The sequence below is a fragment of the Mycobacterium sp. ST-F2 genome, from assembly GCF_001905655.1.
Classification (GTDB): Bacteria; Actinomycetota; Actinomycetes; order Mycobacteriales; family Mycobacteriaceae; genus Mycobacterium.
The window spans coordinates 70,548-83,652 of record NZ_JMHT01000031.1; the positions used below are offsets into that span (position 1 = coordinate 70,548).

At 66.8% G+C, this 13,105-nt stretch carries 15 protein-coding genes; 3 read left to right on the plus strand and 12 right to left on the minus strand.

Features of this window, described 5'->3' with window-relative positions; all coding sequences use genetic code 11:
* Positions 1-14: 14 nt before the first annotated feature.
* The 5 genes from EB75_RS13150 to EB75_RS13170 all read right to left on the minus strand — a co-directional run bounded on the left by EB75_RS13150 (position 15) and on the right by EB75_RS13170 (position 4,469).
* Positions 15-638 (minus strand): FKBP-type peptidyl-prolyl cis-trans isomerase, encoded by a 624-nt coding sequence (locus tag EB75_RS13150; protein ID WP_073695881.1) that lies wholly within the window; start codon positions 636-638, stop codon positions 15-17.
* A 25-nt stretch (positions 639-663) separates the two neighbouring features.
* Positions 664-1,278: a class I SAM-dependent methyltransferase gene (locus tag EB75_RS13155; protein WP_073695880.1), complete on the minus strand. Its 615-nt coding sequence runs from the start codon at positions 1,276-1,278 to the stop codon at positions 664-666.
* Positions 1,279-1,304: 26 nt separating this feature from the next.
* Positions 1,305-3,179, minus strand: a complete 1,875-nt coding sequence (locus tag EB75_RS13160) for a transketolase (protein WP_073695814.1) — start codon at positions 3,177-3,179, stop codon at positions 1,305-1,307.
* A 65-nt stretch (positions 3,180-3,244) separates the two neighbouring features.
* The gene (locus EB75_RS13165) at positions 3,245-3,754 is read right to left on the minus strand and encodes a DUF302 domain-containing protein (RefSeq protein WP_073695815.1); all 510 of its coding nucleotides are present in this window, start codon (positions 3,752-3,754) and stop codon (positions 3,245-3,247) included.
* Between the two features lies 1 nt (position 3,755).
* The gene (locus tag EB75_RS13170; RefSeq protein ID WP_073695816.1) at positions 3,756-4,469 is read right to left on the minus strand and encodes a DUF8737 domain-containing protein; all 714 of its coding nucleotides are present in this window, start codon (positions 4,467-4,469) and stop codon (positions 3,756-3,758) included.
* 108 nt (positions 4,470-4,577) lie between these two features.
* Between EB75_RS13170 and EB75_RS13175 the strand changes: the two genes are divergently transcribed.
* On the plus strand, positions 4,578-5,159 hold the full coding sequence (locus tag EB75_RS13175) for a TetR/AcrR family transcriptional regulator (protein WP_073695817.1): 582 nt from the start codon (positions 4,578-4,580) through the stop codon (positions 5,157-5,159).
* Positions 5,160-5,169: 10 nt separating this feature from the next.
* Here the strand turns inward: EB75_RS13175 and EB75_RS13180 are convergent, their stop codons facing one another.
* Genes EB75_RS13180 through EB75_RS13205 form a run of 6 tightly spaced genes read right to left on the minus strand, consistent with a single transcriptional unit; the run spans position 5,170 to position 10,549 of the window.
* Positions 5,170-5,721, minus strand: a complete 552-nt coding sequence (locus EB75_RS13180) for a cysteine hydrolase family protein (protein WP_073695818.1) — start codon at positions 5,719-5,721, stop codon at positions 5,170-5,172.
* A 37-nt stretch (positions 5,722-5,758) separates the two neighbouring features.
* Positions 5,759-6,457 carry a hypothetical protein gene (locus EB75_RS13185; RefSeq protein WP_073695819.1) on the minus strand — a complete coding sequence of 233 codons (699 nt, stop codon included), beginning with the start codon at positions 6,455-6,457 and terminating at the stop codon, positions 5,759-5,761.
* Positions 6,454-8,217 carry a VWA domain-containing protein gene (locus EB75_RS29965; protein WP_286150179.1) on the minus strand — a complete coding sequence of 588 codons (1,764 nt, stop codon included), beginning with the start codon at positions 8,215-8,217 and terminating at the stop codon, positions 6,454-6,456. Before EB75_RS29965 ends, EB75_RS13185 begins: the two co-directional genes overlap by 4 nt.
* Positions 8,208-8,684: a hypothetical protein gene (locus EB75_RS13195; RefSeq protein ID WP_073695820.1), complete on the minus strand. Its 477-nt coding sequence runs from the start codon at positions 8,682-8,684 to the stop codon at positions 8,208-8,210. Before EB75_RS13195 ends, EB75_RS29965 begins: the two co-directional genes overlap by 10 nt.
* Positions 8,674-9,540: a DUF58 domain-containing protein gene (locus tag EB75_RS13200; protein WP_073695821.1), complete on the minus strand. Its 867-nt coding sequence runs from the start codon at positions 9,538-9,540 to the stop codon at positions 8,674-8,676. The genes EB75_RS13195 and EB75_RS13200 overlap by 11 nt, the downstream gene beginning before the upstream one ends.
* Positions 9,541-9,547: 7 nt before the next feature.
* Positions 9,548-10,549, minus strand: coding sequence for an AAA family ATPase (locus EB75_RS13205; protein WP_073695822.1), 1,002 nt, complete (start codon positions 10,547-10,549; stop codon positions 9,548-9,550).
* Between the two features lie 96 nt (positions 10,550-10,645).
* Between EB75_RS13205 and EB75_RS13210 the strand changes: the two genes are divergently transcribed.
* A complete protein-coding gene (locus EB75_RS13210) occupies positions 10,646-11,137 on the plus strand; it encodes a flavin reductase family protein (protein ID WP_073695823.1) in 492 nt (163 codons plus the stop codon).
* A gap of 119 nt (positions 11,138-11,256) precedes the next feature.
* Here EB75_RS13210 and EB75_RS13220 read toward each other — a convergent pair whose 3' ends face one another.
* Positions 11,257-12,273 carry a TIGR03617 family F420-dependent LLM class oxidoreductase gene (locus EB75_RS13220; protein WP_073695825.1) on the minus strand — a complete coding sequence of 339 codons (1,017 nt, stop codon included), beginning with the start codon at positions 12,271-12,273 and terminating at the stop codon, positions 11,257-11,259.
* Between the two features lie 79 nt (positions 12,274-12,352).
* On the opposite strand from EB75_RS13220, the gene EB75_RS13225 reads away from it, so the two are divergent.
* Positions 12,353-13,093 carry an SDR family oxidoreductase gene (locus EB75_RS13225; RefSeq protein WP_073695826.1) on the plus strand — a complete coding sequence of 247 codons (741 nt, stop codon included), beginning with the start codon at positions 12,353-12,355 and terminating at the stop codon, positions 13,091-13,093.
* Positions 13,094-13,105: the final 12 nt, after the last annotated feature.

The following is a 13,105-nucleotide window of genomic DNA, read 5'->3' on the forward strand; positions in this document are numbered from 1 at the left end:
CCGCAGCGTGAAGATCAGTTCGACACGTCGAGGATCTTGATCGCGAAGACCAGCGAGTCGCCCTTTTCGATGCCGGCGCTGGGCTGGCCGTCGGGGTATCCGTCCGCGGAGGTCATCGCGACTGCGACGGTGGAGCCGACCTTCTGGCCGGCGATGGCCTTCTGGAAGCCGGGCACGACGCGCATGAGCGAGAAGGTCGCCGGGGCGCCGCGATCGTAGGCGCTGTCGAACTTCGAGCCGTCGCGGCCGTTGAAGCCCGCGTAGCAGACGGAGACCGTCGCGGTTTCGGGGACGACGGGACCGGTACCGGCCTTGAGGGTCTGCACCTGGGTCTGGTTGACGCTGAACGGCCCCTTGACCGAGACGACGGGGGCGGTGGTGTCGGTGGATCCGGTGACGGCGACGCTGCCGGTGGTGCCGTTCAGCGTCCACTCGGGCGCGCCACCCTGTCCCTCTGCCATCGGGCACGACCGGGCGGCCGCGGTCGACGAGTTGTCCAGGGCGGTGACGGGCGTCGGCGTCGTGGTGACCAGCGGCGCCTGCGTCGTGGTGGCAGCCGGTTTGGCATCAGAGCCGCAGGCGGTGAGGGCGACGGCGAGTGATGCGGCGCAGGCTGTCAGTGCAACGGAGGAAGACACGCGGGAGAAGTTCACCGGTGCCACGCTACCCGGGCGGGATCGGGATGAGGACTGCGACCAAGAAGTCGGATTTGTCGCTGAACACCCGCAGATCCCAGGTGGACAGCAGCAGATCCGGAGTGAGGCCGGCCTGGCTGGCGTCCTGGAAGAACTCGTTGAATGGATAGTCGCGGCCCGCACCGAAACCGATGACCACGCGGCCGTCGTCGGCCAGGTGGGCGCGAAGCCGGGACAGCACCTGCACGCGGGTACTCGGGGCGACGAAGGTCATCACGTTGCCGGCTGACACGATGAGGTCGAACGGCTCGGGGATGCCGCGCGCCGGCAGGTCGAGCTCGGCAAGGTCGCCCACCAGCCAGCGGGGTCCCGGGTGATCCTGTTCGGCGGCGGCGATGAGGGCGGGGTCGACATCCACTCCGACCACGTCGTGCCCGGCCGCGGCCAGGTAGCCACCGACCCGGCCGGGGCCGCAACCGGCATCGAGGATCCGGGCACCACGGGAGGCCATCGCGTCGATCAGGCGCGCTTCGCCGACCAGGTCCTCACCGGCCTGGGCCAGCGCCCGGAAGCGATCGATGTACCACTGCGAGTGGCCGGGATCGGCTTCGACTTTCTGCATCCACAGGCTCTGCTCGACCATGTGTCCCATTGTCGCAAGCCCGAACTTCAGCGCAGCGTGCTGTCGACCACGCTCTTGGCGATCAACATCGTCGCGGCTTCCCGGATGTGGTCCGCGTCGATGCCCGCCCACGCAAGCAGCTCGCGTGCCGTACCCGACCCGGGCATCCCGCGGACTGCCAGATGCGCGAGGCGAATCTCGGCAACATCGTGCGCGACGAGCGCATCGAGAACCGCCGATCCGAGACCGCCCTCGGGGTGGTGGTCCTCGGCGATGACGACGCGCCCACCCGTGGCGCCGACCGCTGCCGCCACGGTGGCTGCGTCCATCGGTTTGATCGAGTAGCAGTCGATGACCCGCGCGGTGATGCCTTCGCCGGCGAGTTGGTTTGCGGCGCTGAGGCATTCGTGGACCGTCACGCCGGCGCCGATCAGCGTGACGTCGTCGCTATCGGATACGCGCAAGAGCTTGGCTCCGCCCACCGGAAACTCCTCGGTGGCGTCGTACAGCACCGGGTAGGCGCCGCGCGTGGTGCGCAGGTAACAGATTCCAGGGGTCTCGGCCATCGACTGCACCAAGGCGGCGGTGCTCGTGGCATCACTCGGATACAGCACGACGGCATCGTGGACGGCGCGCATTATCGCCAGATCCTCGAGTGCCATCTGTGACGGGCCGTCCGCGCCGATTTCGACACCGGCATGGGAACCAACAAGTTTCACGTTCGCGTCCGAGATCGCGCCCATCCGGATGAAGTCGTAGGCGCGCGTGAGGAACGCGGCGAACGTGGAGGCGAACGGGATGTATCCGCGGACGCTCAGGCCGGTGGCCGCGGCCACCATCTGCTGTTCGGCGATGAACATCTCGAAGTAGCGGTCGGGGAATGCCCGCGCGAATTCGCCTGCGTGGGTGGAATTTCCGACCTCACCGTCGAGGGCGACCACGTGACGATTGCGACTGCCGACAGATACCAGCGCATCGCCATATGCCTTGCGCGTGGCGACGGCGTCGCCGAGTGGATAGGTCGGCGTGGGTATCGGATCGATCGATCCCCAGCCGTCGCCCGGCTGAGGCGTCGGCGGGGTGGGGCCACGCACTATCACCCGGCGCTGCCCGCCGAGTTCGGCGATGGCCCGTTGTGCCATGTCGTCCGGGAACGGTTTGCCGTGCCAGTCCGGGCTGTCCTCCACCTCCGAAAAACCCTTGCCCTTGATGGTTTTGGCGATGATGACCGTCGGTCGGTCCACGGCGTCGGGAGCGGCCACGCTGGCCATCGCGTCATCGATCGCAGTGAGGTCGTGGCCGTCGATGACGAGTGTCCGGGCGCCGAAAGCCTGACAGCGCCGCTCGTAGGCAGCGACATTCCAGCCCAGGTCCGTGGGGCCGCGCTGTCCCAGCCTGTTCACATCGATGAGGGCGACCAGGTTGTCCAGTTTGTAGTAGGACGCCTTGTCGAGTGCTTCCCACATGGAGCCTTCGGCCATCTCGCTGTCACCACACAGCACCCAGATCCGGTAGGAGAGGCCATCGAGGTATTTCCCGGCCAGAGCGAGCCCGACGCCGTCCGGCAGCCCCTGGCCGAGCGAGCCCGTCGCAACGTCCACCCACGGCAACACCGGTGTGGGATGGCCCTGCAGGCGCTGCCCGAACCGGCGGTAGCCGTCGATCAACTCTTCGTCGGTGATCGCACCGACGGCTGCGAAGGCCGAATACAGCAGCGGCGACGCGTGCCCCTTCGAGAAGATGAGATGGTCGTTGGTCACGGCGGCCGGATCGCGCCACTCGTAGCGCAGATGGCGGGCGATCAGGACGGCGACGAGGTCCGCGGCCGACATGCTCGACGTGGGATGACCGGATCCCGCGCTGGTACTGGAACGAATGGAATCCACGCGCAGACGAGCGGCGACTTCGGCCACGGTATCCATGGGAGTTATCGGTGGTGTCGTATTCACACACAGCGCATACCCGGTGTCACGGTCGGTACACGCGGTCACAGGAGCTCGGGAGGAACTGTCGCACCCAGCAGCCTCAGCAGGTCCGCGAGCTTGTGATCGAGCTGCCGTCCCACTGCCGCGATCTGCGGATCACCGAAGCTGGCGAACCTGCTCGACGGCTGATCGATGCTCAGATGGACGCCGCCGTGACCATCTTCGTAGATCGCCGTCCGCAGCGGCGCGTACAGCATCACGCCGGGGTCGTGACGGAACATGGTTTCGGCGATGACGTTGTTGCCGACCATGTAGGTGACCGCACGATTCGGATTGCCGGCCAGAGCCATCATCGGCGTCGGATCGAACACCCAGAAGTTGACGAACGAGTGCGGTGCGTGCGCCGCGGTGTAGCGCTGTACGGCAGCCAGGTCGCCGGATTCGATGACGTCCGTCAGCTCAGCGAAATCGATTGTGGGTACCAGGGTTTCGAATCTGCGTCGCAGACCGTCGAACGTGTCATCGGTGTCGATCACGAAGCGATTGACCTGGTGCGGGATGGTCGTGGTCACGTCAGGCTCCAATCAGGATCGACTGGGATTTCGTGGGTGCGGATGCGGCAAGCCTGCGCAACGACACGATGTGCAGCGCCGCGGCAAGGGGTACCAGGGTGGTCGGAATCAGGACGAGCGGCAGCAGTGCGATCTGCGCGGTCGATGGCGACAACTGCAGCACGTGGGCGAGTCCGGGTGCCGCGGTGACGCCGAGCGCGGTCGCGACCACCAGGTCGAGCAGGCCCAGGACGTTGAACCAGACCAACCGGCGGTTGACATTGCCTCGCCGAAGGCCGCGGGCGACGAAGATGGCACCGAAACCGGTTGCGATATCGCCCAATCCGGCGGGCAGTGCGAATCCGGCCGGCAGGTCTCCCAGTGCCATGACCACCAGGAAGGCGGCACCCTCCACCCGGAAGATCTGCGCGACGGTCAGCCACCACTGGGTGTCCGGTTGATCGAGGATTCGGGATGCAGCAGGTATCCGGGTCGCCAGCAATACCGCGACCAGTGGCACGATCATCGCCAAGGCCAGCCACGGTTCGACTTTCGCCGGCGCGAATCGGAACACGTCGGCGCTCGCGAGGCTCGCGCTCGCGAAAACCCAAGTGGTCCATACGGTTCCGAACACAGCCGCGATGGCGGCGGTGGTGGCACCGCGGAACAACATCACACAGATCGTTGCGATGGTGCCGACCACTCCGGCCACCACGATCGCCCATGCATAACTCATGGCTCACTCCCAACTGATTGACTCTGTCGAACACTTGGTTAGTTTCCGAACAGCATGTTCAATTGAAGGAAGAGTGCCGAAATTCCGTCAACAACCAATGGGGGCGAGATGTCCAGAACCGAACAAGCTCCGAAATCCGTTCGGAATTCGGATCGACGGGTCCGGCGCACCCGCAAGCTGCTGCACTCCGCCTTCCTGGAATTGGTCATCGAAAAGGGCTACGACAAGATCACCATCCAGGACATCCTCGACCGCGCCGATGTCGGCCGGTCGACGTTCTACGTCCACTTCCGCGACAAGGAAGCACTCCTGACAGCGAGTTTCGATGACATGCGCGATCAGCTCGAGGAAGCCCTGGCGGCCATTCCGGTGTCCCAGGCCGTCGACGTAACCCTGCCTGCGACACTGCTTTTCGAGCATGCGGCTCGGCATCAACAGATCTACCGTGCACTGTGTGGCCGGCACGGCGGCGATGTGGTGCAACGTCATCTGCGCCATCTGATCGGGGACGTCCTGCGCAAGCATCTGCGACCACAGTTCGCCTCCGCGACCCCGGCCGTACCCGCCGACGTCGCCGCCGAGTTCCACACGTCGGCGACGCTGGGCCTGCTCGCGTGGTGGATCGACCACGATTTCTGCAACGGGCCGCACTGGCTGACCGCGACGTACCGCAAGCTGGCGGTGCCCTGACTCGCCGCCTTCAACTCGGCAACCCAGGCAGGCACCGGGCCGACTCGATGATCTCGGCGTTCATGTTGCGCTGCATCATCTTCAGGGCCGCGTCGCCGAGTTCAGGGTCGATGTGCGCGACCGCGTCCGGCGGGACTATGACGTCGTAGTGCCGCAGGTACCCATCAAGGGCGCTGTAGAGAATGCACTGTTCGGTGACCTGCCCCGTCAGGATCAGCGTGGTCACGCCACGCTGCCGCAGCAGGTAGTCGAGCGCGGTGGCATAGAAGACGCTGTGCCGTACTTTGGTCAGGAAGGTGCTGCCGTCCGCCGGCACCAGTGGCTTGACGAGCTCGGGGTGGCGCCCGGACAATGCGGCGTCGACGATGCCTTCGCCGCCGACGCTGAAGTCTTCGTGATTGTCGTTGACGTACAGGACATCCACGCCTTCGTGTGCTCGGGCCGACGTCAGCAGCCGGTGCAACGGATCGAGGATCTCGGCGACATTCGCTGCGAGTGCGTCGCCGTCCTCGTGCCGGTAGTCGTTGAACATGTCGATGATCAACAGAGCAGTGTCACTCATCGACGGTGCATACCCGTGGCGGTCGGCCGGTACACCCTCACTGCGCGGCGTCGCGCAAAATCTGTTGCAGCCCTTGCATCGGGTCGGCGCCATCCGGCGGGGGCAGGGGTGGCGGGAGGGGCGACGTGGCATCCCCGGCCGCGGGCGGCGGCGCCTGTGGCGGTGCCGCCGGAGGGGGTGGGGGCGGCGCGGTCGGCGGCGGGCCGGCCTCGGCGAGCTTGGCGTCCAGCCGGGGCAGGGCCTCTGCGCGGATCCGGCGCCGCTGTGTGTCGGCGTCTGCGTTGCCCGCGAAACAGTCGGCGGGCGCGTGCGTGACCACATCCCTGGCGGCGGTGTACTGCCGGACGGCCGCGTCGCGGTCGCCCGCTGCGGCAGCTTGATCGCCGAGGGTTTCGCGAATCAGCTCGAGGTTGACCCGGACAGGGCACGACCGGTCGGCGGGCGTGCGAGCCAGGGCGCGGCCGAATTCACTGTCCGCGTCGCGGAGCCGGTGCTGCAGTACCGCGAGGCTTCCGCCGGCGTACGACGTCCGGTTCGGTTCGATCACGTTGAACTGACGCAGGATTGCGACGTCGTCGGACAGCGCGGCGGTATCGCGGTTCGCGTAGTCGGTGACCGCCGAGTCGCCGACGACAGCGACGGATGCCAGCTTCGCGGCGAGGATCAGCACCGCCGCGACGACGGGTGCCGAGACCAGGAGTAGTCGGCGACGCAAACGTGCTCGGTCGGTTGTCATAGCCGTACCCGGTCCAGTCGGGTGCGGGCGGCTTCCCGCAACGTCAGGAACAGCTCGACGAGAAGCAGCACGGCGGCGAGGCCTGAGAGCACCCAATAGAGTTCCGTCCCGCTGTGAGCCGCGCCGGCGGGCTGCGGGGCGGGGCGAGCGACGTCCATGAGCGCCGTGTCCGGCAGCCCCGCCTCGGTCCGTTGCACATACGGCACCCCGATCTGCCGGGCCACGGCTCGCAACGTGGGGGCCGCGTCGTCGCCGTACCCGATCACCGCCCCGCCGGCGACCACGCCTTCCGGTAGATCGAATTCCCTTGGCGGAGTATCGGATTCCGGCGTTCCGGAGCCGAGGTAATAGACGAGGTTCTTGGCGTTCGGATATTGCTGGACTGCGCTGAGCAGCTGATAGCGCAGCACCGTATTCGCTGCGCCGGCGTCGGTATGCGACAGCTCCGGTGCCGGATAGGTGACGGGAGTCGTCACGACCGGCTTCAGACTCCACACATCGGCCGACAGCGGCCATTCCAGTGCCGGGCCGGACGCGAATCCGACGACGGCGAACCGGGCCGTCGGATAGCGGTCGATCAGTCGCGCGATGTCCGCACTCGCCTCCGCCGCGCGTGCGCGGCCGTCGGGACCCGGTGCCGCCATGTTCGTCGACCGGTCGACGACCAGGAAGACATTCGGCTCGAGCGCGTCTGCGATCTGGGGTGGCGGTACCGTCGCGCCGACCGTGGGGCGCGTGGCAGCAGCGATCAACAGCAGCGCGGCCACGCCGAATCCGGCCCAGCGCCACGCCCGCCACGTGGCGTTCGCGGTGCTCCGACGTCGCCACCAGGCGGCGCCGGCCGCTGTGAGCAGGGCCACCAGCAGTGCGACATCCGGGGTCTCGACCGGTGTGGCGGCAACGCTGATTCGATCCGCCGGAGGCGGATGGCGCGTGATGTCGCGCAGGGACGCGCCGATATCGGTAGCGGGGTGTGACCTGCCGCCGGTGTCGTGCACGAGCCCGGAAACCGTGCCCGCGTCGTCGCCGACGATGAGCGCATTGACCTGAATCTTGCTGGTAGCAGCCAGGTCCCGAGGCGCGGTGCCGTCGAACAGCCTGCCCGCCTCGCCGGTCGAAGCGTCCGGCCCGACATAGATGAGTGACCGGCGCGTTGCCGAAGCCTTGGCGACCGGCGGGAAGCCGGTCATGCACAGTGCGAGCAGGTCGCCGATGTTCGCGGTGTAGCCGGCGTAACGCACGGGCGCGACAAACGGCCTGGCGACGCTGCGCTTGATCTGACGTCCATACGCGGTGAACTCTGCGGCAACGTACTGGTAGTCCCGAGTCAGCGGGACGACACGGCGATTGGCAGACGTCAGCCCGATCCGCTCAGTGCCGAACGCGCGGGCGGCATCGGCGAAGTACTGCAGTGTCGCGGTCACGGGGGCATCGGAGACGGGGGCGCCCACACAGACCATGATGTCTTGCGGCGCAGCGGCTTCGGACCGGCGGTCCAGCGTCGGCAGCCCGGCCGGTCGTGCTGTCGCCACGACGGCGGCGCCGAAGCTCGCCACGAGCAGCGCGACGGCGGACCACACCGAGATCGTGTTCCGGCGTTGTGCCCGGCGATATTCGGGCAGCCGCGTCAGGCGGCCGGTGTTGGCGAGCGGTCTCACGTCACCGGGGCGGTGGCGGTGTGGCCAGAGCACGGCGAACGCCACGCACGCCGCCAATGCGACGCACCCGATGATCGCGGAAATCGGCCATGTCAGCTCCATCGCATGACCAGCCCTTCGGCCGTCGCGCAGGCATCGCCGACATCGACGGCCGAGCGTGGATTGAATTGCACGTCAACGAGTTCGGACAGCAGCGGTGCGGCGGCGCGCGCTGGGCCGGCCGCGATGGCACCGACGTGCATGTACTGCACCCGGAGCCCCGTAGCCGCATGCAGGAACCGGCAAACTTCCCGGCTCAGCGCCGCCCCGGCCGCCGGCGCCGTGAGTTCGCCTGCCCGATGGCGCCGGGCGATGCCGCGAATATCCCGGACCGCACGCAGTTTGATCAGCTCGTCCCGTACGACGCGGACCAACCGGACGTCACGGATCCGGCGAGATGCCGACGTCGCGAGGAACAGCCAGGCGTACCAGCCGATTACACAGAGGATCAGCGCGGCCGAGGCCCACGGCCACCACCCCGAATAGGGTTCGGGTCCGATCAAGTAGCGCAGCAGATCGTCATCTGGCACGTGCGTAGACCCCCGTCATCGCCGTCAACGCAGATTTGATGTGGGCGCTCGAGCCGATTCGCGCGTGTGGTACGCCGGACACGGTGAGGAACTCCGAAAGACTCTGGCGCCGTCCGTCTTCCGATCGCCGGTACGCCTCGGCGACGGTGCGGTCGAGTGCGGACGGCGGTAAGAGGAACTGCCCGTCGGCGGTGTCGTAGCTGCGGCCGGTGCCGGAGCCGACCGGCGGCATGTCGGTCACCAACGCCCACAGCACATCGTGCCGGGCGGTCAGTGAGCGCAGCACGTCTCGCAACGCGTCACTGATCTCGGGCTCGTCGGACACGATGAACACCAGCAGCCGGTGGCGGTAATGCGTGGCAAGCCAACGGAGTTGGACCAGCAGGTCACTGCGCGCCGGTGAGTCGCCGGCCAGCTGCACGTAGTGGTGCAGCATGCGCTCGATTTGCGTCTCGCCGCGGCGCAGCCGGGTGTCGATACAGCCCCGGCGGTCTCCTGTGACTAGGCCGATCTCGTCGGATCGGCGCAACGTCATGAGCCCGACCGCGCCGATGACGTGCATGATGATGTCCTTCTTGAGTTCTCCCGATGGCGCCAGCGCCGACGCATTTCGGCCGGCGTCGGCGACCACCACGATCTTGTGGTGCTTCTCGGACACGAACTGCTTGATCAGGGTGTGGCCGGAGCGCGAACTCGCCTTCCAATCGATGTCCCGGACGTCGTCGCCCGGAACGTAGGGCCGGAGTTCGTCGAACTCCAGGCTCCGGGTGTGGATCAGCGCGTAGCGGCCGCCTTCCAGCAGACTGCCGGGGTCGCGGCCGATGTGAATTTTCGCGGCGTCGAGGTGTTTCCCCATGTCGGCCTCACGGCACCGGGACCGTCTGCAGTACCGCGTCGACCACTGCGTCAGGCGTGATCCGAGCGCTCGCGGCCTCGAAGCCGAGAATCAGCCGATGCCGCAGCACACGGTGTGCGAGCATCGAAATATCCTCGGGCACAACGTGTCCACGGTCGTGGATGACGGCGAGTGCCCGTGCGGACCGGCAGAAGGCGATGGTTGCGCGGGGGCTCGCGCCGTATTCGACGAGTCGGGCGAGGTGCGACGGTAGGTGTTGGGCGGGGCTGCGCGTGACGTCGACCAGGCGGCTGGCGTACGCGACGAGAGCGCGATCCAGATAGACCGAGCGGACGATCTCCTGCACGCGGCGGACGTCGTCGAGTGATACCACCGGGGCCGGATGACGGGCTCGGTCGTACCGTCCGGCGTCCATGCGGTCGATGATCTCGATCTCGTCGGTGATCGACGGGTAGTGCACGAGCTCTTTGAGCATGAAGCGGTCGGTCTGGGCCTCCGACAGGGGATAGGTGCCTTCCTGGTCGACGGGGTTCTGGGTGGCGATGACGAGAAATGGCTCGGGTAGTGGGTATTCGACGCCGGCGATGGTGGTCTGACGTTCCTCCATCGCCTCGAGCATGGCGCTCTGCGTCTTGGCGCTCGAGCGGTTGACCTCATCGAGCAACACGATGTTGGCATGCACCGGGCCCAGTTGGGTGGTGAACGAGTTGGTGTCGGCCTCGAAGATCTGTGTGCCGATGATGTCGCTGGGCAACAGATCCGGCGTGCACTGGATGCGGCGGAAGCTGCCACCTACCGACGCGGCCAGGACACGCGCCGCGGTGGTCTTGGCAAGACCGGGCACGCTCTCGATCAGCAGGTGACCACCACCGAGCAGCGCAAGGAGCATCGTTTCACGCAGGTGCTCCTGGCCCACGACGTGATGTGAGAACGCCGATGCCACGGCGCCCACGATGTCTCGGGCCTCCGCGACGTCGCGTTGGTCGGGCTGCAGGCGGGGTAGCGTCATCGGTCCTTCCGGTTCAAGAATGAGCTGTGGCTACCCCGACTTCGCGGTTCGAAAACCCGACGTGCACCGGGAGGCCGTGAGCACGAGGTTTCGGTGATGAACGCAAACAGCGCCTTTGACGATTTCGTCGGACTGCTCGACTACCCGATGTTCGTCGTCACTGTGCAGGCAGACGGTGAGTCCGGCGGATGCCTCGTCGGTTTCGCCACGCAAGCCAGCATCGATCCACCGAGATTCCTCGTCGGGCTGTCGACGGAGAATCACACGACGTCGATCGCACGGACGGCAACGCACCTCGCGGTGCACCTGCTGCCGCGCGAGCAGTTGAAGCTGGCCGAACTGTTCGGCGGTGAGACGGGTGATGTCGTCGACAAATTCGAGCGGTGCGACTGGCACGTCGGGCCGGAAGGCATTCCGATACTCGATTCCGCGCTGGCATGGTTCGTCGGCGAGATCATCGCGAGATTCGACATGGGCGACCACGTCGGCCATTTGTTGGTGCCGGTGGCAGGAGGCACCTCCGATGCCGATCAGCGGCCGGTGCTCTTCTCCGATGTGAAGGACCTCAGTGCGGGCCACGGCCCGTAGCCGGATCGGCACCAGCGACAATCATCGGATGACGGAGACAACCGCGACGCCGCCCTGCCCTCAGTGCGCGAGTGAGTACACCTACGAGTCCGGCGCGTCGTCAAGAAGTCCTCGTGACGTCAGCGCGCTGACAGCGTCCGGGCGATCGCGCCGTAACGCTCGAATCGATCCGTGCCACCGAGCGCGTTGTACAGCACGACGCGTGTGGCGACACCTTCGTATTTGGCGATCAGCTTGTCCGCCAGGGCATCCCACGTGGATTCGGTGGCGAAGGCCGCAATATGTTCGTCGGTGATCTGCGCCATCATGCCGGCCATGTCGCCGGCCTTCTGCTTCTCCCGGAGGCGCGCGGTGGTGCCCTCGAAACCGGCCTCGTCCCAGATGAACGCATAGTTCGGTGTGCTGCCGTAGAAGCTCATGCTGGCCCGCACGAATTCGCGTTCGTTGTGGCATTCTTCGTCGGTGTCGCCGACGATCGTCATGGCTGGGATGATCGTGTCGATGTCGGCGGGGGAGCGGCCCGCTTTCTCCGCGCCGGCTGCGATGTTCGGAAGCACGTGGCGGGCAACGTAACCCGGTTCGCCGAGCGGGTGGACATGCACGCCGTCGGCGACTTCGCCGGCCATGCGCAGCATCCACGGATTCACCGCGGCGATATCCACTTTGGGATCGGGTGCATCGATGGGCCCGGGGCTCCATTGCGGGGTGATGAAGTCCAGATCGTAGAAATCGCCGTGGTGGTCGAGCTTGCCCGTCCGGAAGGCGGCGAAACACGCTTTCACGGCGCGCACGTAGTCACGCAGCCGTGGGCCCGGCTGCTCGAAGGGCATGCCGTAGCGCCGCACGACGTGCGTCCGGACCTGGGTACCGATGCCGAGCCGGAACTTGCCGCCGGTGGCTTCCTGCAGCTCCCATGCCGACGCTGCCGTGACGAACGGACTACGCGGAAACGCCACGGCGACACCGGTGGACAGTTCAAGTCCCGGCGCGGCCTGAGATGCGACCGCGGCACTGAGATACGCCGTCCTGCCGGTCTCGGTCAGCAGAAGACCCGAGAAACCGGCCGCCTGGGTGCGCTGGGCAAGTGCGCTCATTTGAGCCAAAGGCTGCGGAACGGTCATCACGTCGACGTGCACAGTGGGAGCCTACGTCTCGGGCGCCGCGGTCCCGCGGACCCGGCCGTCGACGGTCCTGCCAATGTGAAGGAGCTGCGAGATGTCCGGCATCACAGGCAAAGTCATTGCCATCACCGGAGCCAGCAGCGGTATCGGCGAGGCTACTGCACGTTTGCTCGCCGACCGCGGCGCTGCGCTGGTGCTCGGTGCCCGTCGCAGTGAACGACTGAACGAACTGGTTCGGGAGATCGGGGACAGGGGTGGTCGGGCGGTCGCGTGCGTGACGGACGTGACGCGCAGTGCCGACCTCCAGCGGCTTGTGGCCTGTGCCGTGGACGAGTTCGGGCGGCTCGATGTGCTGGTGAACAACGCGGGCATCGGGAAGATCGGGCCGGTATCCGAGCTCGACACCGACGGATGGTCGGCGATGATCGACGTGAATCTGCGCGGCGTTCTGCATGGCATCGCGGCGGCGCTGCCCGTGTTTCAGCGGCAGGGCACAGGGCATTTCGTCACGACCGTCTCAACTGCAGGTCTGAAAATCGTTCCAGGACAGGCGGTTTACGCGGCGACCAAGAACGCAGTGCGGACTCTCATGGAAGGGCTCCGGCAGGAGTCGACGGACGGCGCCGTCCGGACGACGTCGATCTCGCCCGGATTTGTCCGCACCGAACTCGATACGTCGATCGATGATCCGGCACTCCGTGAACAGATCCGGCGCAGCATGGACGACTTCGGTATCGCGCCCGAGGCGGTGGCTCGAGCTGTCGCCTTCGCCATCGAGCAGCCGGCAGACGTCGAGATCGGCGACATCACCATTCGGCCTACGGTGCAGGGGTAGCCACGGATCGGA